The organism is Cupriavidus sp. DF5525, from assembly GCF_040149425.2.
Classification (GTDB): Bacteria; Pseudomonadota; Gammaproteobacteria; order Burkholderiales; family Burkholderiaceae; genus Cupriavidus; species Cupriavidus pickettii_A.
This window is the reverse complement of sequence record NZ_CP168266.1, coordinates 1,874,543-1,896,741: the sequence shown is the minus strand read 5'-3', so window position 1 is coordinate 1,896,741 and position 22,199 is coordinate 1,874,543. Positions and strand designations below refer to the sequence as shown.

Below are 22,199 nucleotides of genomic sequence, written 5' to 3'. Positions count from 1 at the left end.
GCCCGCCGCATGGCGGGCGTGTCATGCCGTCACATCTCCGGCATGCTGCGCGTTCCGGACTGGGATTTCAACACCTGCTCAAGCCCAGCCGCGAAAACCGGTATGATTCCGCCCGGACAATCCGTTCCATAGCCGATTCAGGAGTGTGTTTTGCAGCAGGAGCAACTGGAAGCCGCCGTCGCCTTCAAGACCTGGGTGTGCGTGATCTGCGGCTGGGTTTACGACGAAGAACAGGGCTGGCCGGAAGACGGCATCGCCCCCGGCACGCGCTGGGAAGATATCCCCGAAGACTGGCGTTGCCCGGAATGCGACGTCGGCAAGGCCGAGTTCGCGATGATCGAGCTGTAACGCGACAGGCGCTTTTGCAGCGCCTGTGGAAGTGGTTGGAAAGGCCTGCCGCAGCGGTGGGCTAGCCGTAATGCCGGCGGGGTGCCTGCCGGCCCAGGCCCATGCGGCGCTTTTGCACAATGCAGCGGCGGTAGCGCATCCGGTACGGATGGCTGCAGCGCCAAATGGCCCGCAAGACGGTCAGGAACAGCAAGGCCGCCATGACGGCGGCAAGCAAGCCGATGGACATGGCGGCCCTCCCTCTGCGGACACTGCCCGGCAGGCTCCCTGACGGAAGTCAGATCAGCATCGGTAATGCCTCCAGCACCAGCACCGCGACCAGCGCACCAATCAGCGCACCCATGGTCCGGCAACTGATGCGCAGGTATTTGGCGGTCACCGGGATCGAACCCATGGCGATCACGCCTACCAGCGCCATCGGAATCAGGAATACAAGATCATGCGCTGTGATGTGCATGGCGGTCTCCTGTCTCTCTCTCTTGTGATTCCAGTATAGGCAGTGTGTGCCCGATACAAGGCGGCGCGCATCGGGATTGTCCCGTAGGGCGCACGCTGCGTGCGGCGGCAGGTATCTGCACCAGCACATCGACCGCGGGGGTGTTGCGCCGCGCACGCATTGCCCACGTTTTTGCCCCCCTGAAGGCCGATGCACAAGCCGCGTGTCCTATGCTGATCAGATACGCGGGGCCGGTTCCCACTCATGTCCATGCAGCCCCGCCATTTGAGAGAGACGGAGGTGGATATGGAACTACACATGCAATCGCACCACTACGTGCGGCGGCAGCCGGACTGGAAAGCGGCAGCGGTTTCCGGGCTGGCGGCCGGGGCCTTGCTGCTGGTGCTGGAACTGTTCTGGTCGTCGATGGTGTCCGGCGTCAACCCGTGGGTCGCCACGCGCATGATCGCGGCGATCGTGATGGGGCCTGACGTGTTGCAGACGGCGCTGTTCAGTGTCGGCACCGTTGCCGCGGCGCTGCTGATCCACTTCGTGCTGGGGGCCGTGCTGGGCATGATCCTGGCTGCCATCATCGCGCCGTTCACGCTCGATTCCAGCCTGGGCATGGCGCTGCTGGCCGGCGCGGTGTTCGGCCTGGTGGTCTATGGCTTCAACTTCTTTGTGATGACGCGGGCCTTCCCGTGGTTCACGGAAGTGCGAGGCTGGCACACCTTCGTCGGGCATCTGATCTTCGGCATGACCGCGGCGGCGTGCTACTGGAAGCTGGAAAGCAAAGACGTATCGCATTGACGGCTTGACCGGATCAGGCGCATCGCGGTTTCGCCGCACGCGCTTGCCACTACACGGGCCCGCGCGCGACGGATGCGGCGGAGGGAACCTGCGTTCCTTCCGCCGCTTTTTCTTGGGCGCGCACTGGTGTCACGGCTGCAGAAACGGCTTGTGCGGCGCCGCATGCGACGCCTGCCGTGTCGCCTTGCAGTGACCTGACGGGATGCACTAGTCTTACTCTACTTGCGTGCCTTACGCATCCCTCGCCGCGTGCGAGGAGGGAGGGTGGATATGGCGTTGGCCATCGCGCTGGTAGTCATGGTCGTCGCTTCGGTGCTCTTTCATTTCCTGAGCCCGTGGTGGGCGACCCCGCTGGCGTCCAACTGGAAGCAGATGGACGACACGCTCACCATTACCCTGGTCATCACCGGGATCTTCTTCGTCGTCATCAACCTGTTCGTCGGCTATATCGTCTGGCGCTACCGGCACGAGGCGCCGCATCCCAACGGCGGCACCGGGCACCGCGCGGCCTACCAGCCTGAAAACAGCAAGCTCGAGCTGTGGCTGATCGCCGGCACCACGCTGGGCGTGATTGCGCTGCTGGCGCCGGGGCTGTTCGTCTACGCGGACTATGTGCGTCCGCCGCGTGAGGCGATGGTGATGGAAGTGGTGGGGCAGCAGTGGCAATGGGCCTTCCGCTTTCCCGGCAAGAGCGGCGTGCTGGGCGCATCGGATCCGCGGTTCGTCACCGGCACCAACCCGCTCGGGCTGGACCCCGACGACCCGCGCGGGCTGGACAATATAGTGATCGTCGGCCCGGAAGTCCACCTGCCGTTGAACCGGCCGGTCAAGGTGCTGCTGCGCTCCAAGGACGTGCTGCACGACTTCTACGTGCCGCCGTTCCGCGCGCGCATGAACATGGTGCCGGGCATGGTCACGTCGTTCTGGTTCACACCGACGCAGCCGGGGCGCTTCGACATCCTGTGCGCGCAGCTTTGCGGCGTGGGGCACTACAACATGCGCGGCACGGTGGTGGTGGAAGAGCCGGCCGCCTATGAGGCCTGGCTGGCGAAGCAGCAGACCTTCGCCATGACACTGGCCAAGGCGGCCGCGCCGCCGGCCGCGCTGGCCGCCGCCGCGCCGGGCGCCGCGGGCGACGCCGGCACCATCGAGAAGGGACGCGCGCTGGCGCAGAGCAAGGGCTGCACCGGCTGTCACAGCATCGACGGCAACCCGGGCGTCGGGCCGACCTGGAAGGGCCTGTACGGCAAGACCGAGACCTTTGCCGACGGCAGCAGCGCCAAGGTCGACGATGCCTTCCTGCACAAGGAGATCGTCGACCCGCACGCGCGGCTGGTGAAGGGCTTCGGCCCGGTGATGCCGAAGCTGCCGATGAGCGAGGACGAGGTCGCGGCGCTGACCGCGTACATCAAGTCTGCCGGCAGTGGTGAGGGTGCGCCAGGCACCGTTGCGCCGGTAGCACCGGAGGCCGTACCCGCTGGCCCCGCCGCCGCGACCAGCGCCGCCACGACCGCCGCCGCCGGCACCGCGGCGCCAGCGCCGACGCCGGGCGCGGCGTCCGGCACCTATACGACTTCGACGGCCGTGGCCGTGCCGCCTTCGGCGGTGGTCGCGCCCGCCACGAAGTGAGGAGACCCGCATGGCTTACGCCGACGATGCCGCCCATCACGCGCCGCAGAGCTTCTGGACCAAGTACGTCTGGAGCCAGGACCACAAGGTGATCGCCGTGCAGTACACGATCGTGGCGATCGTGGTCGGGCTGGTGGGCGTGGCGCTGTCCAACCTGATGCGGATGCAGCTGGGCTTCCCGGGGCGCTTCGAATTCATCGACGCCAACCGCTACTACCAGTTCGTCACCATGCACGGCATGATCATGGTGATCTACCTGCTGACCGCGCTGTTCCTGGGCGGCTTTGGCAACTACCTGATCCCGCTGATGGTGGGGGCGCGGGACATGGTGTTCCCCTTCCTCAACATGCTCAGCTTCTGGGTCTACCTGCTGTCGGTGATCGTGCTGCTGACCAGCTTCTTCGTGCCGGGCGGGCCCACCGGCGCGGGCTGGACACTGTACCCGCCGCAGGCCATCCTGCCCGGCACGCCGGGCTATGAGTGGGGCATCATCCTGATGCTGGTGTCGCTGGCGATCTTTATCGTCGCGGCAACGATGGGCGGCCTGAACTATGTCACCACCGTGCTGCAGGCGCGCACCGAGGGCATGACGCTGCTGCGCATGCCGCTGTCGGTGTGGGGCATCTTCATGGCCACCATTCTGGCGCTGCTGGCCTTCCCGGCGCTGTTCGTCTCCGCGGTGATGATGCTGCTGGACAAGACGCTCGGCACCAGCTTCTTCATGCCGGCGATGGTATCGATGGGGCAGCAGCTGCAGTACAAGGGCGGCAGCCCGCTCCTGTTCCAGCACCTGTTCTGGTTCTTCGGCCATCCCGAGGTGTATATCGTGGCGCTGCCGGCCTTCGGCATCGTCTCGGACCTGGTCAGCGTGCATTCGCGCAAGAGCATCTTCGGCTACCGCACCATGGTGTGGGCGATCCTGGCGATCGGCGTGCTCTCGGTGGTGGTGTGGGCGCACCATATGTTCGTCAGCGGCATGAACCCGTACTTCGGCTTCTTCTTTGCCACCACCACGCTGATCATCGCCATTCCCACCGCGATCAAGGTCTACAACTGGGTCATCACGCTATGGCGCGGGGATATCCATTTCACGGTGCCGATGCTGTTTGCCATCGCCTTTATCAGCACCTTCGTGATCGGCGGGCTGACGGGGCTGTTCCTTGGCAATGTCAGCGTCGATATCCCGCTGTCCAACACGTATTTCGTGGTGGCGCACTTCCATATGGTGATGGGCGTGTCGCCGATCCTGGTGGTGTTTGGCGGCATCTACCACTGGTATCCCAAGGTCAGCGGGCGCATGCTCGACGACACCATGGGCCGCGTGCATTTCTGGATCACCTTCGTCGGCACCTACGCGATCTTCTTCCCGATGCACTACCTCGGCGTGCTGGGCATGCCGCGGCGCTACTACGCCTACGAGAACTACGCCTTTATCCCGGAATCGGCGCACGTGATGAATATGTACATCTCGGTGGCGGCCTTTGTCGTGGCCGCGGCGCAGCTGCTCTTTGTCTTCAACCTGGTCTGGAGCCTGCGCTATGGGCGCAAGGCCGACGGCAACCCGTGGCGGGCCGCCTCGCTGGAATGGCAGACGCCGCAGACGCCGCCGGTGCACGGCAACTGGGGCCCGCACCTGCCGGTGGTGTACCGCTGGGCCTATGCCTACAGCGTGCCGGGCGCGCGCGAGGACTTTATCGCGCAGAACGCACCGCCTGAAGAGGGCGGGTCCGAGCCCGAACCGCATGCCAGCCGCGGAGCCGTCGCATGAATGCCGAAGCCCTCTACAAGGTCAGCCGCGACGACTTCGGCGGCAACCCGTCTGGCGAGAACGCCGCCAACCACCGCCCGCGCGGGCGCGCGCCCGCGAGCATCGGCCTGTGGGTGTTCATGGGCGTGGTCAGCTCGCTGTTCGCGTTGTTCCTGACGGCCTATGCGCTGCGCATGGACAGTCCGGACTGGCACCGCATCGCGCTGCCGTGGCAGGTGTGGCTGTCCACCGTGCTGCTGGCGGCGGGCAGCGTTGCGATGGAAGTGGCGTCGCGCGCCGCGCACAAAGGCAGCATGGCCGCTGCCCGGCTCGCGCTGCGCCTGGGCGGGCTGGGTGCGGCCGGCTTCGTGGTCTCGCAGCTATGGGCATGGCAGGCGCTGGCGGCGATGCAGGTGGTGCCCGCCGGCAATCCCGCAGGCAGCTTCTTCTACCTGCTGACGGCGATGCATGGGCTGCACGTGCTGGGCGGCCTGGGCGGCTGGGCCTTCGCCGTATCGTCGCGCGGCAGCGGCGACGCGACGGTGCTGCGCATGACGCTGTGCGCGCGCTACTGGCACTTCCTGCTGGGAGTATGGGTGGTGTTGCTGGCGGCGCTGGGCTGGCTCACGCCCGAGCTGGTGCGCTACATCTGCGGCACGGCCTAGCGGGCGACGGCAGCACGACGGGCAACAAGGGGGACCGGCATGTCAACGCAACTGTCTTCACCTTCGGCCAGGCCGGCCGTCGCGCCACCGCCGCCGCTGGGCGGCCTGCGCGGCATGCTGGCCGACTGGTCGTCGGACCAGCAGGCCTTCAAGGTGTCGTGGGGCAAGGCCATGATGTGGATCTTCCTGCTGTCCGACACCTTTGTCTTCAGCTGCTTCCTGACCGGCTACATGACGGTGCGGATGTCGACCACGGTGCCATGGCCGAACCCCAGCGAGGTGTTCGCACTGCACGTGGGCGGCGCTGACATCCCGCTGCTGCTGATCGCCATCATGACCTTCGTGCTGATCACCAGCAGCGGCACCATGGCGATGGCGGTCAACTTTGCCTACCGGCGCGAGCGCCGCCAGTGTGCGATGCTGATGCTGGCGACTGCGGTGTTCGGCATGCTGTTCGTCGGGATGCAGGCCTTCGAGTGGACCAAGCTGATCGTCGACGAGGGCGTGCGCCCGTGGACCAACCCGATGGGCGCCGCGCAGTTCGGCTCGACCTTTTTCATGATCACGGGCTTCCACGGCCTGCACGTATCGTGCGGCGTAATCTACCTGCTGGTGGTGGCCACGCGCGTGCTGCGCGGGCGCTATGAGGCCACCGGCAACTACCAGATCGTCGAGATTGCCGGCCTGTACTGGCACTTCGTCGACCTGGTGTGGGTGTTTATCTTTGCGTTGTTCTATCTCTGGTGAGGGCGGCCATGGCTTCCACTTCCGCAACTCCCGCAACTCCCGCACAGCCGGCCCCGCACGAGGCTGGCCACGATGCCGGCCATGCCGCGGCACAACACGGCCAGCAGCATCCCATCGGGCTGTACCTGAAGATCTGGCTGCTGCTGTTCGTGCTGTCGACACTGTCCTACCTGGTCGACTATTTCCATGTCACCGGCTACCTGCGCTGGACGCTGATCCTGGTGTTCATGGCGCTGAAGGCGGGGCTGATCGTGGCGGTGTTCATGCATATGGCATGGGAGCGCATGGCGCTGATCTGCGCCATCCTCGTGCCACCGATGTGCCTGCTGGTGCTGGTCTGGCTGATGGCGGAAGAAGCGAACTATACGTTCCTGACGCGCGGCGCGTTCTTCCGCTGACGGGGAGGCGCCGCCGGCTCCGGGAGGGAGCCGGCGGCACGCCGCCTTGCCTGGATATGGACGGTCAGACCTGGGTGATGAACTTGGTCACCAGGTAGCCGTCGAAGGTCTCCTGGCCGCCTTCGCTGCCGATGCCCGAGTCCTTGATGCCGCCGAACGGCGTCTCGGCCAGCGCCATGCCGAAGTGGTTGATATTGACCATGCCCGCTTCCAGGCCGTTCGACACTTCCGTGGCGGTCTTCAGCGAGTTGGTGAACACATACGACGCCAGGCCGTAGGGCAGGCTGTTGGCGCGGCGCAGCACTTCTGCCGTGTCCTTGAAGCGCGTCACCGGCGCCACCGGGCCGAAGGGCTCGTCGGTCATCAGGCGCGAATCGTCGGGCAGGTCGGTCACCACGGTCGGCGCGAAGAAGTAGCCCTTGTCGCCCAGGCGCGCGCCGCCGGCCACCACCTTGCCGCCGCGCTGGCTGGCGTCGTCCAGGAACTGCTCCATCGACAGCACGCGGCGCTCATGCGCCAGCGGGCCCATCTGCGTGCCGTCTTCCAGGCCATTGCCGACCTTGATCGAGCCGATCACCTCGGTAAAGCGCGCCAGGAACTTGTCATACGCCTTTTCCTGGACGTAGAAGCGCGTCGGCGACACGCATACCTGGCCGGCGTTGCGCAGCTTGAAGCGCGCCAGCATCTCGGCCGCCGGCTCGATATCGGCATCGTCGAACACCAGCACCGGCGAGTGGCCGCCCAGCTCCATGGTCACGCGCTTCATATGCGAGCCGGCCAGTGCCGCCAGCTGCTTGCCCACCGGCACCGAGCCGGTGAACGAGATCTTGCGCACGATCGGCGATTCGATCAGGTAGGTCGAGATCTCGCCCGGCACGCCCCAGACGATGTTCAGCACGCCCGGCGGCAGGCCGGCATCATGGAACAGCTGCGCCAGCGCCACCACCGCGCTGGGCGAATCCTCCGGTCCCTTCAGGATCAGCGTGCAGCCGGCGCCCAGCGCCGACACGATCTTGCGGATGGCCTGGTTGAACGGGAAGTTCCACGGCGTAAAGGCCGCGCACACACCGATCGGCTCGCGCACCACGATCTGGCGCACATTGGGCTGGCGCGGCGGGATCACGCGGCCATAGATGCGGCGGCATTCCTCGGCGTGCCAGTCGGCGTGCTCGGCGCAGATCATCACCTCGCCCACGGCTTCGGCGAGCGGCTTGCCCTGGTCCAGCGTGATATTGCGGCCGATCTCCCTGGCGCGCTCGCGGGTCAGCTCGCCCACGCGGCGCAGGATCCTGGAGCGCTCCAGCGGCGAAGTCTTCTTCCAGCTTTCGAAGGCGCGCTGGGCGGCGCCGAGGGCGCGGTCCAGGTCGGCGCGGGTGGCGTGCGGCAGCTTGCCCAGCACCTCTTGCGTGGCCGGATTGATGACGTCCTGTTCGCGCCTGTCGCCTCCCTTGATGAATTCCCCGTCGATATAGAGCGCGAGATCCTGGTACATGCGTGTTCTCCTGGTGGGCGTTGTGCGTGGCGGCAGCCGCGGCAAAGGGGGCGGGCCCCGGCCGCGGCCGTCAGTGAAACCGCAAGCTTACCCCGACTGCGGCGATCATGCAGTGGGCCAGGTGCCCGGACGGCCCCGGCATCAGGAGGAATGTGCCGCAACGTCCCCGGCGCGGGGGCGGGAGCACTCAGGCGGGATCGCGCCGCTGCGCCGCGGCCTCGGCGCCGGCGCGGGTGGCTTCCACCACCAGGATCACCAGCAGCGTGATCAGCGTCAGGCCGAACACCGCATAGCCGATGCTCTCGCCCTCGATCGCGAACAGGCTCGGCGCATAGGTCGGGCTGGTGCAGACCATGGTGCCCGCCGACATGCCGGTGTAGTGCATGCCGCAGACCGCCACGCCCATCACCACCGCCGCCGCAAACTGCTTGCCGCCGGTCTTGACCGTGGTGGCCAGCCACAGTGCGACCACCGAAACCACCACCGCGATCACGGCGGACAGCGCGATCACGCCCAGGTCCCAGTCAAAGCGCGTATTGGAGCGGATCGCGGCCATGCCGGTGTAGTGCATGGCCACCACGCCCAGCCCGGTCAGCACCCCGCCCCTGACCACGTTGTCGGTGCGGCTGCCGCGCGGGCGCGAGGCGATTGCCAGCCCGGCGCCTGCGAGCACCATCACCACCAGCAGCGAAGCCAGCGTCAGGAACAGGCCGAACTCGCGGTGGGTCGGCGTCTGGTAGGCCACCATGCCGATAAAGTGCATCGACCAGACCGCGCCGCCGCCCAGCGCCACGCTGGCGCACAGCAGGCGGTCCACGTCCAGCCGGCCGTCGGGCAGGCGCACGCGCCGCGACCAGCGCAGGCCCACATAGGCGCCGCAGACAGAGATCAGGAACGACAGGCCCACCATCGGCCAGTCATAGGCGAACGGCACCAGGGCGCCGGGAACAGGCTGGAAACCGACAAACATGACCCCACCTCCTCGTTATGACTGCGCGTTTGGACGGCGTCTCAAGTTCGCTCGCGTAAGCGGGTACGCAGCGTTTGCTGCCGGGGTTGCGGGCGGCCCTCCGCGCGGCGGGTATCCCGTCCGGCAGCGGGCCTGGCGCGCGCTGGCCCCGCGCCGAGTATGCCGCGCGCGGCCAGCGCAGCGGAATAACTCATTCAGGTAGAAAGCGCGCCGTGCGGCAGGGCGGGCGCGCTTGTGGCGCCCCCGACTCAGGGATAGACTGGGCCGATTTCCCGATCCCGCCTCCATCCCTCTCCCCGAAGCGCCCACGCGTCGCGCCGCCGGTGCCGCGCACAGCGCCACGCCCCATGAAGCCAGACGCCAGACTGACCACCGGCCCGATCGGCCGGACCCTGCTGCTGTTCTCGCTGCCGGTGCTCGGCAGCAATATCCTGCAGTCGCTGAACGCCTCGATCAATTCGGTCTGGGTCGGGCGCTTCCTCGGCGAAGCTGCGCTGACGGCGACCTCCAACGCCAACATCATCCTGTTCTTCCTGCTGGGCGTGGTGTTCGGCATCAGCATGGCCAACACCATCATGATCGGCCAGGCGGTGGGCGCGCACGACCTGGACGAGGCGCGCCGCGTGGTCGGCACCAGCACCACTTTCTTCGTCGCGATGTCGGTGCTGGCGTCGGTGCTGGGCTTTATCTACACGCCCGACATCCTGGCCGCCATGAACACGCCGGAAGATGCCGCGCCGCTGGCGGTGACCTACCTGCGCATCATCTTCCTGGCGCTGCCGTTCATGTATTTCTACAACTTCGTGATGATGACGCTGCGCGGCGCGGGGGATTCGCGCACGCCGTTCTGGTTCATGCTGCTGTCGGTGGTGCTGGACGTGGCGCTCAACCCGGTGCTGATCTTCGGCGTGGGGCCGATCCCGCCGCTTGGCATCGGCGGCTCGGCGCTGGCGACGCTGATTGCGCAGCTGGTGAGCCTGGCGGCGATGATGGTGCTGCTGTACCGGCGCCGCCATTTCCTGTTGCTGCATCGCGGGCAGCTCGCGTTGCTGCGGCCGGATCCGGCAATCCTGCGTGCACTGGTGGTGAAGGGGCTGCCGATGGGATTGCAGATGGTGGTGATCTCGTCGTCGGCGATCGTGATGATGGCATTGGTCAATGCCTACGGTTCGCAGACGACTGCGGCTTACGGGGTGGCTTCGCAGTTGTGGACGTACGTCCAGATGCCGGCGCTGGCGGTTGGCGCGAGTGTTTCGTCGATGGTGGCGCAGAACGTCGGCGCGGGGCTGTGGCAACGCGTGTCGCGCATTACGCGCGTCGGGCTGGTGTTCAACGCGGCGATGACCGGCGCGCTGGTGGGGTTGATCTACCTGTTCAACCGGCATTCGCTCGGGCTCTTCCTCGGCACCGACGGCGTGGCCATCGGCATCGCCCAGCATATCAACATGGTGGTGCTGTGGTCGTTCATCCTGTTCGGCTTCACCATCGTCATCTTTGGCACGGTGCGTGCCACCGGCGCGGTGATGGCGCCACTGGTGATCCTGTTCCTGTCGATGTGGGTGATCCGGCTGCCGTTCGCGTGGGCGCTGGGGCCGCGCATCGGCGCGGATGCGATCTGGTGGAGCTTCCCCGTGGGCTCGGTGGTGTCGCTGGTGCTGGCGGTTGGCTACTACCGCTTTGGCAACTGGCGTCGTAGTCATATCCTGCCGGCGGGGGCGCATGTGGGTGAGGCGGTTGGGCAGGCGCCGGATACCAGCATGGGTACGCCGTGCGAAGACGCGGGTCCCGTCGCGGACGAGGCCGAGACCGCAACGCCTGCGGCGCAAGGCGTGCGCTGATGCGGCGTTTTCCAGGCAAAAAAAATATCGCGTCTTGAAAGCCGTTCGAAAGATCGGCGTGTCATCTTGTCACCGCTGGCACTCCCTCCCAGCACACGCGCGTCCTGTCGCCAAGGCTGTGATCGCGCGTCTTTCCGGCCGCGCCTTGCGTTGATGCAAGCGCGCGTGCCGTCTTGTTCGGCACTCTCCTCAGCCGAATTCATCCCCAATTTTCACAAGCGAAAATACATCACAACGTGATGCATTGACACGCGCTCGCCCCGCAGCATTAGCCCTGTTTTTCAGGTGCATCGGTAAATACCCCTAAGCCAAGACAAATGAAAGGCGCCTGAAAGATCGCGTCTCTAAGGTTCGGTTCAACCGTCGGGGAGCATGCCTTGCGCATGTCTCGTTGCGCCAGAGCCAGCGCGCGGCCCGGCACGGAATTTCGTGAACTTTGAGGAGAATCATTTTGCGCATACGCAGCCAAAAGGACTTTGCCTCCGGCCTGATGTTCGTTCTGGTCGGTCTGGGCTTTTCCTGGGTCGCTCGCGGCTATTCCATGGGAACGGCCGCAAAGATGGGACCCGGATATTTCCCCTTCCTGCTGGGACTGGTGCTTGCCGCGCTTGGCGCGGTGGTGCTGTTGTCTTCGCTGTCGTCCAGGGGCGAGGAAGACCATCTCGCACGCTGGGACGTAAAGACGCTGCTGTGGATCCTGGGCTCGGTGGTGCTGTTCGGCCTGCTGCTCAAGCCGCTGGGCGTGGTGCTGTCGGTGTTCGTGCTGGTCATGGTGTCGTCGATGGCGAGCCATGAGTTCAGCTGGAAGGGTGCGCTGCTCAACGCCGTGGTGCTGGTGCTGATCAGCCTGGGCGCCTTCGTCTACGGCATCAACCTGCAGATGCCGGTGTGGCCGGCCTTCATCACCGGTTAAGGAGACGCCGACCATGGAATTGCTTGATCACCTTGCGCTGGGTTTTTCCACGGCGCTGTCGCTGCAGAATCTCGCCTACGCCTTCCTCGGCTGCGTGCTGGGGACGCTGATCGGCGTGCTGCCGGGCCTGGGGCCGCTGGCCACCATCGCCATGCTGCTGCCGATCACCTACACGCTGCCGCCGGTGGCCGCGTTGATCATGCTGGCGGGCATCTACTACGGGGCCCAGTATGGTGGTTCGACCACCGCCATCCTGGTGAACCTGCCCGGCGAATCGTCCTCGGTGGTGACCACCATCGACGGCTACCAGATGGCAAGACGAGGGCGAGCGGGGGTGGCGCTGGCCACCGCCGGCCTGGGCTCATTCTTCGCCGGCTGCGTCGCCACGCTGATCCTGGCCGCGTTCGCCACGCCGCTGTCGGAACTGGCTTTCAAGTTCGGCCCCGCCGAATACTTCTCGCTGATGGTGCTGGGCCTGATCGGCGCCGTGGTGCTGGCCTCGGGCTCGCTGCCCAAGGCGATCGCGATGATCGTGCTGGGCCTGCTGCTGGGCCTGATCGGCACCGACGTGAACTCGGGCGCCGCGCGCTTCTCGTTCGACGTCCCGGAACTGACGGACGGCATCGACTTCGTCGCGCTGGCCATGGGCATGTTCGGCTTTGCCGAAATCATCGCCAACCTGGAGCAGAAGGAAGCGCGCGAGACCTTCACCGACCACGTCACCAACCTGTTCCCGACCAAGGCCGACTTCAAGCGCATGATCCCCGCCGTGCTGCGCGGCACCGCGTTGGGCTCGGCACTGGGCATCCTGCCGGGCGGTGGTGCGTCGCTGGCCTCGTTTGCCGCGTACTCGCTGGAGAAGAAGACCTCCAAGTTCGCGCATGAGTTCGGCAAGGGCGCGATCGAAGGCGTGGCCGGTCCGGAGTCGGCCAACAACGCCGCGGCGCAGACTTCGTTCATCCCGCTGCTGACGCTGGGCATTCCGCCCAACGCGGTGATGGCGCTGATGGTGGGTGCCATGACCATCCACAACATCCAGCCCGGCCCGCAGGTGATGACCAGCAACCCGGCGCTGTTCTGGGGCCTGATCGCCTCGATGTGGATCGGCAACCTGATGCTGATCATCCTGAACCTGCCGATGATCGGCATCTGGGTGAAGCTGCTGACCGTGCCGTACCGCTTCCTGTACCCGGCGATCCTGGTGTTCTGCGGCATCGGCGTGTACTCGGTCAACAACCAGACCTTCGACGTGTTCATGGCCGCCGGCTTCGGCGTGATCGGCTACCTGTTCCTGAAGCTCAAGTGCGAGCCGGCGCCGTTGCTGCTGGGCTTCGTGCTGGGGCCGATGATGGAAGAGAACTTCCGCCGCTCGCTGCTGCTGTCGCGTGGCGACTTCACCGTGTTCGTGACGCGCCCGCTGTCGGTCGGCCTGCTGATCGCAGCCGCGGCGCTGGTGGCGGTGGTGGCCCTGCCGTCGATCAAGGCCAAGCGCGAAGAAGCGTTCCAGGAAGAATAGCGCCGCACGCGCCCCGGGGCTGCGCCGTCCTGACTTCCAGTCAGGGCGGCGCATACAACGCAAGCATTCGGGGTGCCTTCGTGCACCCCTCTTTTTTTCGCGGGCCGCACGCGCTGCAGCGCAGGCTGCGCCCGCACGACAAGAGAGTGCCCGACTGCGGCAGCAGTCATGGGCTGCGCATGATGATCAGGATTCCCGCACCATCGGGTGCGCCGACAGCGCCCATGAAACCGCCTACCATTGACCGGTTTTTTTCCCGCGTCTACGTTCTCAAGCTCGTCCAGTCAAGCCCGTCCACGGTCCTGAACCTGGTTGACCGCCTGCGCGAGCGCGGCATCGACAAGAACATCCGCTCGCTGCGGCCGGTGCTGCGCAGCCTGATGATGGCGCGTGCCATCACCGCCGAACTGGTCGAAGGCAGCGGCCGTGTCTACTGCATTACCGAACGCGGGCGCGCCGAGCTGGAGCAGTACATAGCGCATCTCGCCGTGCTGAAGGCGGACCTGGTGCCGGGCGACGGCGACGACGCCCATCAAGGCTGCGCTACCACATAGAAAAAAGGCCGACCTTCTCGGATCGGCCTCCTGCCTGCCTGCCCCACACACGCGGTGCAGGGAGGCGAAACCAGCTGCGGCGCTTACTGCGTCACCAGTTCCAGGCCGGCTTGCGACTCGTCATCGCCGCGCGCCACCAGCACCTTGATCTTGTTCGGCACGGTCGCGCCGATGCCGTCGACCGGGATGGTCGTGATCAGCCAGTCGGCATTGTTGGCCAGCGTGAGCGCACCGGAGTCAAAAATAACCGTCTTGCTTCCCGCCGGCGTGATGCGCAGGCGATAGGTGCCGCCGTCCAGGTCAATCGAGTCCTGGCCCGAAGCCGGCGAGGCCTGCTTGTACGCCACGGCGCCGAAGGTCGGTCCGACCGAGTTCAGGTCGATCGCGGGCATGGTCACGTAGATATCAACGTTCTGCGCATTGAACGAGGCGTTCAGGCTGCGCACCCGCGCCTTGTTCGACAGCAGGCCCTTTTCGAACGGATCGTCGATGGTCAGCGCTTCGGCAACGGTCGAAGCCGGCAATGCCACCACGGTGTACTTATGGCCGGTGGCCGCGACAAACGAGGCCCGCGCCAGTTCGGTCTGCGTGCCGGCGACATTGAAGGCGATCAGCTGGTTGCCTGTCTCGACGTTGAAATAGGTCGAGACGAACTTGTAGGGCTTGTCCAGGAAGCTGGTCTTCGCACCGTTCTGCAGCACGTCGACGTTTGGGCCGCCAGTCACTGCGTGGATCGCGCGGATCGAGGGCTTGCTCAGTCCGACGCGGTCATCGATGCCATCGTCGCCGCCACCGCAGGCGGACAGGACTGCCGTTGCGGCCAGGGCGAGGCCGAGGATAAGACTGGTCTTGGATCGGAACATGGGTCACCTCTTACCGTTGGAATCAGAGACGAGCTGGCCCATGCCCGCGCTGGGCGCGACGGTCGCGTGGCCAGTTTGCTATCTGCTGCAGGCGCGGCGATTGCGCTTGCGGTGATGCAACGATAGGTAGCAGCGCTAATACAAGGCAGGCGCGCGGTTCCGAATTCCATGTCGGACGATTCCGACAAGAAGCGATTCGTACAGGAGGCGGTGTGGGGCAAAGCCAGTCGGCGCATGGCCGCGCGGGCGGAAGGAGGGCGGCTGCGCAAAAGGTCCCAGTGTGTAACCGGTTGTTGCAGCCGGGTGCTCGTGCACAGACCGACGTCCCGTGGTCCGGTGCGGCAGTCTGCTTCTGTTCACGGCAATGACATCATCACCTGGTTGCGGCCATTGCGCTTGGCCTGGTAGAGGCCGCCGTCCGCCACTTCCACCAGCCGGCTTGCCGGCTCCGCAGGCTGCGGCACCAGTACGGCACCACCGATGCTGACGGTGACGCAGTCGCTGGTGGTCGAGCCGCTGTGGACGATGCGCAGCGCCTCGACCGCGCGTCGCACCTTTTCGGCCAGCAGCCGCACGCCGCCAGGCGAGGTGCCCGGCAGCACCATCGAAAATTCTTCGCCGCCAAAGCGCGCCGGCAGGTCGGCCGCACGCGTGCAGTTGTCGCGGAGCACCGCGGCGACGCGGCGCAGCACCTCGTCGCCGGCAACGTGTCCGTAAGTGTCGTTGTACGCCTTGAAACTGTCGACATCGATCATCAGCAGCGCCACTTGCGTCTGCTCGCGCTGCGCGCGGCGCCATTCGGCGCCGAGGTATTCGTCGAAGTAGCGGCGGTTGGACAGCCCGGTCAGGCCGTCCGAATTGGTCAGCCGCTGCAGCTCCAGGTTGGTCTCGAGCAGCTGCTGCTGGCTTTGCCGCAGCGCGCGATAAGCCTCGTCGCGCTGCAGCAAGTTGAGGTAGGAGCGCGAGTGGTAGCGGATGCGCGCGATCAGTTCGATGCTGTCGGGCAGCTTGACCAGGTAGTCGTTGGCCCCGGCAGCGAACGCCGCGCTCTTCATCGCGGCTTCTTCCTTGGTCGACAGCACGATGATCGGGATATCGCGCGTGGCGGCGTTGTCGCGGTAGCGCCTGACCAGCGTGAGGCCGTCAACGCCCGGCATCACCAGGTCCTGCAGGATCACGGTGGGCTTGGTGCGCTCGGCCACGGCGACCGCCTCGTCGGGGTTGGCGCAGTAGTGGAAGTCGATGTCCGGCTCGGTCGACAGGGCGCGGCGGACGGCCTCGCCGACCATGGCCTGGTCGTCCACCAGCAGCACCATCGCCACGTACTCTTGCGTGGCCGCGCCAGGGCTGGCGTGTCTGGTAGGGGCTGGCTGTTCGGTTTGCATTGTTCTGGGTCCTGGGTGTGCTGTCCCGGTGCCGCCCGGGACGTATGACAGTGCTTCGCTATGCCTGGAGAAAGCGCGCCGTCAGGGTAGTACGGTACGGCTGCCGCATACCTGCACCAGGCGCGGCGCGATGCGCGGCAGCGGCAGGATTTCGGCGGCGGCGCCCATGGCCGCGGCGGCCTTGGGCATGCCGTACACGGCGCTGGTGGCGCGGTCCTGGGCGATGGTGAGGAAGCCGCGCTCGCGCATCGCCTTCAGTCCCAGTGCGCCGTCGCGCCCCATGCCGGTCAGCAGCACGCCGACCACGTCGCCGCGCCAGTGCTCCACCACGCTTTCAAAGAAGACATCGATGGAGGGCCGGTACAGGTAGTCGCACGGTTGCTCAGTGTAGGCCATGCGCGTGGGGCCGGTCAGGCGCAGGTGGTCGTTGGTGCCTGCCAGCAGCACCGTGCCCGCCTGCGGCGTGTCGCCGGGGCGCGCCAGGCGCACCGGCAGCGCGCACTGGCCGTCAAGCCAGTCGGCCATGCCGGCGGCAAAGGCCTCGTCGACATGCTGCACCGTGACCACCGCCGCGCCGAAATCGGCCGGCAGCGCGCCCAGCAGCGTGGCCAGCGCGGCAGGCCCGCCGGCCGAGGCGCCGATGGCCACCAGCCGCGGCGCGGCCACCGCGCGTGGCGGCGCCGCCAGCGTGTGCTGCGGTGCAACGCGGCCCGCCAGCAGCCGGCCGATATTGCGCAGCTTGCGCAACAGCGGCCCGGCGGCGAGCTGGGCATCGGCTTCGGCCAGCGTGGGGGTGTCGACCGCATCGATGGCGCCGTGGCCCATCGCGTCGAACACCTGCGAGGCATTGCGGCCCAGGTCCATGGTCACCACCACGATCGCACAGGGCGTTTCGGCCATGATGCGGCGCGTGGCCTCGACGCCGTCCATCACCGGCATCAGCAGGTCCATCAGGATCAGGTCCGGCGTGTGGCTGGCGGCCATCTGCACCGCCTGCGCGCCGTCGCCGGCGACCCAGGCGATCTCGAAGGACGGATCGAGCGCAAGCGCCCGGCGCAGCGCGGCCACCGCGAGTGGCGAGTCGTTGACGATGCCGATTTTCATGTGCGTGCCTCGCCGATCAAATCCTGTACCGCGTCCAGCAGCGCGGCGTCGTGGAAACTGCCCTTGGCCAGATAGTAGTCTGCGCCGGCCTCCAGGCCACGCTGGCGGTCCTGTTCTCGGTCCTTGTACGACACCACCATCACCGGCAGCTGGCGCAGCGCGGCGTCCTGCCGGATGCGGCGCACCAGCTCGATGCCGTCCATGCGCGGCATGTCGATATCCGTGATGACCAGGTCGAAGGGCTCGGCGCGCAGCACGTTCCAGCCGTCCATGCCATCGACCGCCACCGCCACGTCGTAGCCACGCCCGGCCAGCAGCTTGCGCTGCAGTTCGCGCACGGTGAGCGAGTCATCAATCACCAGTACGCGCCGCGCGCGCACTTGCACAGCGGCCGCTGCTGCCTGGCGCACGCCGGCGATGCGGCCCTCGGATACCAGCTTCTCGACCGAGCGGATCACGTCCTCCACGTCGAAGATCAGCACCGGCGTGCCGTCGTCGGTCAGGCTGCCGGCGGCAATGTCCTTGACCTTGCCCAGCGCCGCCGGCAGCGGCTGCACCACCAGCAGCCGCTCGCCCAGCATGCGGTCGACGGCGATGCCGTAGGTCCGCTCCGCCTCGCCCACGATCACCACCGGCACATCGTCGTGCTCTTGCGCGCTCTCGGGCCGCTGCAGCACCTGCGCGGCGCTGACCAGGCCCACCGCGCGGCCTTCGTGGCGGAAATGCTGGTGGCCTTCGGTCTGCTCGATCTCGCTGCGTGCCACCGCGGCCGCGCGCAGCACGCGGCCCAGCGGAAAGGCATAGGCTTCGCCCGCGACCTCCACCAGCAGCGTGCGCACCACCGACAGCGTCAGCGGTAGCTCCAGCTGGAAATGCAGGCCTTGCCCCGACTGCTGCGTCAGGCGCAGGCTGCCGCGCACGCGGCGCACCATTTCCTGCACCGCGTCCAGGCCCACGCCGCGGCCCGAGACCTCGGACACGGTGTCGCGCATGCTGAAGCCGGGCAGCAGCAGGAAGTCGAGCAACTCGGGCTGCGACAGCCGTGCGGCGGTGTCGTCCGAGGCCAGGCGCCGGCGCACGATGGCGCGCCGCAGCGCCTCCAGGTCAACGCCCGCGCCGTCGTCGAAGATTTCGATCACCAGCCGGCCCGCATTGTGGCGCGCCTGCAGCGTGATGCGGCCCTCGGCGGGCTTGCCCTGCGCGGCGCGTATCTCGGGCGGCTCGATGCCGTGGTCGACGGCGTTGCGCAACAGGTGCGCCAGCGGCGCGTCCAGCGCTTCCAGGATGTCGCGGTCCACCTGCGTGCCCGCGCCGATCAGCTCCAGGTGCACGGACTTGCCGAGGGTGCGGCCGAGGTCGCGCACCATGCGAGCGTAGCCGGTCAGGCCGTCCGCCAGCGGCCGCATGCGCGAGGCCAGCGCGCTGTCATAGAGCCGGCGCGCCAGCCGCGTGGCGCGATGGTCGTACTGGTCGAACTCTTCCAGCCGTTCGGCGAGCTGGCTGTGGCCGTCGTCCAGCAGCTCGCGCAAGGTTGTCAGCGCCGCGCGCGCGTCGCCGGCCGCGCCGGCGTTGCCGTCCAGCACCTGCTGCAACGTCTCCTTCAGCGTATCGGCGGCATGCAGCGCGCGCGCTTGCTGGCGCCTGGCCTTCTGCAGCGACTTGCCGAAGGGGCGCAGCCAGTGCGACTCGACCATGGCCTCGCCGGACAGCGCCAGCAACTGGTCGAGGGTGTCGGCGCTGACGCGCAGCATACGTTCGTGGCCATCGGCCGCAGCCGCAGGGGACGGCGTTTGCGGTGGTGGCGCGGCCAGCGGCTCGGCGCTATCCGCAAGGGGTGGCGCGAAAGCGGCGGGCTCCGGTTCGGCTTCGACGACTTGCGCTTGATCCGGCAGCGGCGCCGGTGCCGTGGCGAACGGCGCCGCCGCGCCGCCATCCAGCGTGCCCAGCCGCTGCACCACCGCCTCGATCTGCGCGCGGCCGGCGCCGTCGGCCCAGCCCAGGTCGCCGCCGGGCGGATGGCCGATGCGCAGCAGCAGGTCCGTGCCTTGCAGCAGCGCATCGATATGCGCGGCGGTCAGCGGCATGCCGCCCTGCGCGGCCACCAGGCAGTCTTCCATCGCATGCGCGACGCGCACGCCGCCATCCAGCCCGACGATGCGTGCCGCGCCCTTGAGCGAATGCGCGGCGCGCATGCAGGCTTCGAGCTGGTCGGCCGCGGCCGGATTGCGCTCCAGCGCCAGCAGCCCGGCATTGAGGACGTCGGCCTGGGATTCGGCTTCGAGCGCGAACAGCTCCAGCAGCGAGGCATCGCGCAATTGCTCGGGATTCATGCCAGGCTCCGTGCCAGCGCCTGGCGTACCAGTGCCGCGTCGAGCAGGCCGACGGTGCGCCCCTGGTCGGCGAACAGCGCCTGCGTATAGCGCGCCGACGCGCGCGCGAGCGTAGCGGGCAGCGGCTGCAGCGCGTGCTCCGGCACGCGGGCGACGCCGGACACCTCGGCCACCGGAAGCGCGATAGCGCCGCGGCCCTGGCCGAGGATCAGGAAGCGGGTGCCGTTACCGTGGCTGTCGGCAGGCGCGGCGCCCGCGTCGAACAGCTGTGCCAGCGACAGGCAGGCCAGCAGGTTGCCGCGCACTGCGGCCAGTCCCAGCACTGCGGCATCGCGCCGGTGCGGCAGCGAATGGACCGGGGCGGGGGCCGTGACCTCGCCCAGCGCCGCGGTCGGCAGGGCCAGCCATTCATCGCCGATGCGGAACACCAGGCAGGACTGCGCGGCGCCTAGCCCGGCGGACGTGTCCGGATCGTCCGCGGCGAGGGTGGCGGCATCGGGCAGTTCGTCCAGCAGCGCATCCAGCCGTTGCGCGTCCAGCAGCGTCGCCGCAGCCTGGGCGTAGGTGGGGCAGTTGCGGCAGTGCCCGTGTTCGGCCAGCGCGGCGCAGGAGCCGTCGCCGCGTACGCCGATGCGCCGCCAGCAGTCGTCGATGGCGTCGGTGCGCAGGAGGATGCCTTGAGGCTCAGCCATGGTGCTTGCGGGTGTGGCGCTGCGCGCGCTGGCGCAGGCGCATGGCGCCGTCGTGGTCGCCCAGGGTGTCGAGCAGCGCGGCCAGGTGGTACAGGCTTTCCTGGTGCTCGGGGTCCAGGTAGAGCGCCTTGCGGTAGGCGGCGTGGGCCTGCGCGGTGCGGCCGGTGGCGTCGTGCAGCACGCCCAGCATGCAATAGGCGTCGGCATCGGCATCCGGCCCCGGGCCGTCGAGCAGCGCCAGGCACGCCGCGGTGGCGGCTTCGAGTTCGCCACGGTCGGCCATGCCGGCAATGCCGGCCAGCGCGGCGCAGCGGCCGCTGGCCGCTGCCGTGGCCGCCGGCACCGGACGCACGGGTGCCGGCCGCAGCGGCACCGGCGTGCGTGGCAACCTCGGCGGCGCGGCCATCCGCAGCGGCAGCTTCGCCTGGACGGACGCAGACGCCGGCGCTGCCGCGGCGCGCGCCGGGTCGGGCTTACGGAAGGCAAAAGTGAGCGGCACGCCCACCGACTCCAGCCCCTGCGCGCTCAGCAGGCTGGCCTCGGCCGGCCCCACGAACAGCATCCCGTCGGCCATGGCCAGGCGCGCCAGCGTCTGCACCGCGCGCCGCTGCCCCGGCGCATCGAAGTAGATCAGCAGGTTGCGGCAGAAGACGAAGTCATAGGGCGGCTCGCCCGCCAGCAGGCCGGGATCGACCAGGTTGCCCTGCAGCAGCCGCACCTGTGCCCGCACGCGCGGGTCCAGCGTGTAGCCGGTCGCCGTGGGGGTGAAATAGCGCTCGCGGAAATCCAGCGGCGCGCTGCGGAAGGCGTTGGGCCCGTATTCGCCCTGGCGCGCGCGGGCAAGGGCGCGGGCGCTGATGTCCACCGCGTCGATGCGAAAGCGCGCCGGCGGCACGCCGGCATCGAGCATGGCCATGGCGATCGAGTAGGGTTCCTCGCCGGTGGAGCAGGGCAGGCTCAGCACCCGCAGCGTGCGCGCGGTGTCGGCGAAGGCGCGCTCGGCGGCAAAGCGGCCCAGCGCCAGCAGGGCTTCGCGATGCCGGAAGAACCAGGTCTCCGGCACCACCACGGCTTCTATCAGCGCCTGCATTTCGTCGGCGGTGCCGTGCAGCAGGTTCCAGTAGGCCTGGGTGTCGGCTGCCTGCAGTGCCTGGCTGCGCTCGCGCACGGCGCGCTCCACCGCGCCGGTGCCGATGGAGCCGGCATCCAGGCCGATGCGTGCCTTGAGCAGGGCCTCGATGTGCGTGGCAGTGCTCATGATGCGGCCTCCGGTGATGTGTCGGCGAACAGCATGGCATGGATTTCGTCTGGCAGCAGGGCCTCGACGCGCACCCACTGCACCAGGCCGCGCGCGTCCTGGCGCACCGGCCCGAGGTAGCGCGGGCTGGCGCCGGCCAGGCCGCCATCGACAAACGATTCCGGCGGGCAGCGCATTGTCTGCGTGGCGGATTCCAGCCGCAGGCCCAGCAGCCGCGGCGCCTCATCCCGGTGGCGGCGGTAGTGGACCAGCACCGTGCGCGTACTGGTACGCAGCGCCGCCGGCACGCCGGTGGCCAGCGCCGGCAGGTCGATCACCGGTACCGGCTGGCCGCGGCGTTCCATCATGCCCGCCACCCAGGCCGGCGCGCCGGGGATTTGCTTCAGGCGCGTGAGCGGCAGTACCTCGGCGATCTCGGCGGCATCGAGCGCATAGTGGTCATTGCCGAGGCGGAACAGCAGGAACAGTTTCATGGAGGCGGCGCGCAGGGCTGGAGCGCAATGA

At 67.8% G+C, this 22,199-nt stretch carries 22 protein-coding genes; 11 read left to right on the top strand and 11 right to left on the bottom strand.

Annotated elements, in window-relative coordinates; translation table 11 throughout:
* Positions 1 to 150 precede the first annotated feature (150 nt).
* Positions 151 to 348 carry a rubredoxin gene (locus tag ABNX08_RS29905; RefSeq protein WP_022539398.1) on the top strand — a complete coding sequence of 66 codons (198 nt, stop codon included), beginning with the start codon at positions 151 to 153 and terminating at the stop codon, positions 346 to 348.
* 61 nt (positions 349 to 409) lie between these two features.
* On the opposite strand, the gene ABNX08_RS29900 is transcribed toward ABNX08_RS29905, so the two are convergent.
* Together ABNX08_RS29900 and ABNX08_RS29895 are read right to left on the bottom strand one after the other, a co-directional pair.
* Positions 410 to 577 carry a hypothetical protein gene (locus tag ABNX08_RS29900; protein WP_022539397.1) on the bottom strand — a complete coding sequence of 56 codons (168 nt, stop codon included), beginning with the start codon at positions 575 to 577 and terminating at the stop codon, positions 410 to 412.
* Positions 578 to 625: 48 nt separating this feature from the next.
* The gene (locus ABNX08_RS29895; RefSeq protein WP_022539396.1) at positions 626 to 805 is read right to left on the bottom strand and encodes a hypothetical protein; all 180 of its coding nucleotides are present in this window, start codon (positions 803 to 805) and stop codon (positions 626 to 628) included.
* Between the two features lie 285 nt (positions 806 to 1,090).
* On the opposite strand from ABNX08_RS29895, the gene ABNX08_RS29890 reads away from it, so the two are divergent.
* From ABNX08_RS29890 to ABNX08_RS29865, 6 genes are all read left to right on the top strand, one after another.
* On the top strand, positions 1,091 to 1,594 hold the full coding sequence (locus ABNX08_RS29890) for a hypothetical protein (RefSeq protein ID WP_022539395.1): 504 nt from the start codon (positions 1,091 to 1,093) through the stop codon (positions 1,592 to 1,594).
* A 270-nt stretch (positions 1,595 to 1,864) separates the two neighbouring features.
* Positions 1,865 to 3,223: a cytochrome c oxidase subunit II gene (locus tag ABNX08_RS29885; RefSeq protein ID WP_022539394.1), complete on the top strand. Its 1,359-nt coding sequence runs from the start codon at positions 1,865 to 1,867 to the stop codon at positions 3,221 to 3,223.
* Between the two features lie 10 nt (positions 3,224 to 3,233).
* Complete coding sequence (ctaD, locus tag ABNX08_RS29880) at positions 3,234 to 4,991, top strand: cytochrome c oxidase subunit I (protein WP_022539393.1); 1,758 nt, start codon at positions 3,234 to 3,236, stop codon at positions 4,989 to 4,991.
* Positions 4,988 to 5,635, top strand: a complete 648-nt coding sequence (locus ABNX08_RS29875; RefSeq protein ID WP_022539392.1) for a cytochrome oxidase subunit III — start codon at positions 4,988 to 4,990, stop codon at positions 5,633 to 5,635. The genes ctaD and ABNX08_RS29875 overlap by 4 nt, the downstream gene beginning before the upstream one ends.
* A 39-nt stretch (positions 5,636 to 5,674) precedes the next feature.
* Positions 5,675 to 6,382 (top strand): heme-copper oxidase subunit III family protein, encoded by a 708-nt coding sequence (locus ABNX08_RS29870; protein ID WP_022539391.1) that lies wholly within the window; start codon positions 5,675 to 5,677, stop codon positions 6,380 to 6,382.
* Between the two features lie 8 nt (positions 6,383 to 6,390).
* Positions 6,391 to 6,780, top strand: a complete 390-nt coding sequence (locus ABNX08_RS29865) for a cytochrome C oxidase subunit IV family protein (RefSeq protein ID WP_022539390.1) — start codon at positions 6,391 to 6,393, stop codon at positions 6,778 to 6,780.
* 64 nt (positions 6,781 to 6,844) lie between these two features.
* On the opposite strand, the gene ABNX08_RS29860 is transcribed toward ABNX08_RS29865, so the two are convergent.
* Complete coding sequence (locus ABNX08_RS29860; RefSeq protein ID WP_022539389.1) at positions 6,845 to 8,272, bottom strand: NAD-dependent succinate-semialdehyde dehydrogenase; 1,428 nt, start codon at positions 8,270 to 8,272, stop codon at positions 6,845 to 6,847.
* A gap of 187 nt (positions 8,273 to 8,459) precedes the next feature.
* Positions 8,460 to 9,242, bottom strand: a complete 783-nt coding sequence (locus tag ABNX08_RS29855; RefSeq protein WP_022539388.1) for an MHYT domain-containing protein — start codon at positions 9,240 to 9,242, stop codon at positions 8,460 to 8,462.
* A 347-nt stretch (positions 9,243 to 9,589) separates the two neighbouring features.
* Between ABNX08_RS29855 and ABNX08_RS29850 the strand changes: the two genes are divergently transcribed.
* From ABNX08_RS29850 to ABNX08_RS29835, 4 genes are all read left to right on the top strand, one after another.
* Positions 9,590 to 11,080, top strand: coding sequence for an MATE family efflux transporter (locus tag ABNX08_RS29850; protein ID WP_022539387.1), 1,491 nt, complete (start codon positions 9,590 to 9,592; stop codon positions 11,078 to 11,080).
* Positions 11,081 to 11,531: 451 nt separating this feature from the next.
* Complete coding sequence (locus ABNX08_RS29845) at positions 11,532 to 11,993, top strand: tripartite tricarboxylate transporter TctB family protein (protein ID WP_022539386.1); 462 nt, start codon at positions 11,532 to 11,534, stop codon at positions 11,991 to 11,993.
* A 13-nt stretch (positions 11,994 to 12,006) separates the two neighbouring features.
* Positions 12,007 to 13,509, top strand: coding sequence for a tripartite tricarboxylate transporter permease (locus tag ABNX08_RS29840; protein ID WP_022539385.1), 1,503 nt, complete (start codon positions 12,007 to 12,009; stop codon positions 13,507 to 13,509).
* A gap of 224 nt (positions 13,510 to 13,733) precedes the next feature.
* Positions 13,734 to 14,063, top strand: coding sequence for a helix-turn-helix transcriptional regulator (locus ABNX08_RS29835; RefSeq protein WP_041681840.1), 330 nt, complete (start codon positions 13,734 to 13,736; stop codon positions 14,061 to 14,063).
* Positions 14,064 to 14,146: 83 nt separating this feature from the next.
* On the opposite strand, the gene ABNX08_RS29830 is transcribed toward ABNX08_RS29835, so the two are convergent.
* The 7 genes from ABNX08_RS29830 to ABNX08_RS29800 all read right to left on the bottom strand — a co-directional run bounded on the left by ABNX08_RS29830 (position 14,147) and on the right by ABNX08_RS29800 (position 22,168).
* Positions 14,147 to 14,926 (bottom strand): DUF4397 domain-containing protein, encoded by a 780-nt coding sequence (locus ABNX08_RS29830; protein ID WP_022539383.1) that lies wholly within the window; start codon positions 14,924 to 14,926, stop codon positions 14,147 to 14,149.
* Between the two features lie 356 nt (positions 14,927 to 15,282).
* Complete coding sequence (locus ABNX08_RS29825; protein ID WP_022539382.1) at positions 15,283 to 16,311, bottom strand: diguanylate cyclase; 1,029 nt, start codon at positions 16,309 to 16,311, stop codon at positions 15,283 to 15,285.
* An 81-nt stretch (positions 16,312 to 16,392) separates the two neighbouring features.
* On the bottom strand, positions 16,393 to 17,415 hold the full coding sequence (locus ABNX08_RS29820) for a chemotaxis response regulator protein-glutamate methylesterase (protein WP_022539381.1): 1,023 nt from the start codon (positions 17,413 to 17,415) through the stop codon (positions 16,393 to 16,395).
* On the bottom strand, positions 17,412 to 19,745 hold the full coding sequence (locus ABNX08_RS29815) for a hybrid sensor histidine kinase/response regulator (protein WP_022539380.1): 2,334 nt from the start codon (positions 19,743 to 19,745) through the stop codon (positions 17,412 to 17,414). Before ABNX08_RS29815 ends, ABNX08_RS29820 begins: the two co-directional genes overlap by 4 nt.
* Entirely contained in the window at positions 19,742 to 20,437 is a 696-nt protein-coding gene (locus tag ABNX08_RS29810; protein ID WP_022539379.1) for a chemotaxis protein CheW, read from the bottom strand. The genes ABNX08_RS29815 and ABNX08_RS29810 overlap by 4 nt, the downstream gene beginning before the upstream one ends.
* Positions 20,430 to 21,695 (bottom strand): CheR family methyltransferase, encoded by a 1,266-nt coding sequence (locus ABNX08_RS29805; RefSeq protein ID WP_022539378.1) that lies wholly within the window; start codon positions 21,693 to 21,695, stop codon positions 20,430 to 20,432. Before ABNX08_RS29805 ends, ABNX08_RS29810 begins: the two co-directional genes overlap by 8 nt.
* A complete protein-coding gene (locus ABNX08_RS29800) occupies positions 21,692 to 22,168 on the bottom strand; it encodes a chemotaxis protein CheW (protein WP_022539377.1) in 477 nt (158 codons plus the stop codon). The genes ABNX08_RS29805 and ABNX08_RS29800 overlap by 4 nt, the downstream gene beginning before the upstream one ends.
* Positions 22,169 to 22,199 lie beyond the last annotated feature (31 nt).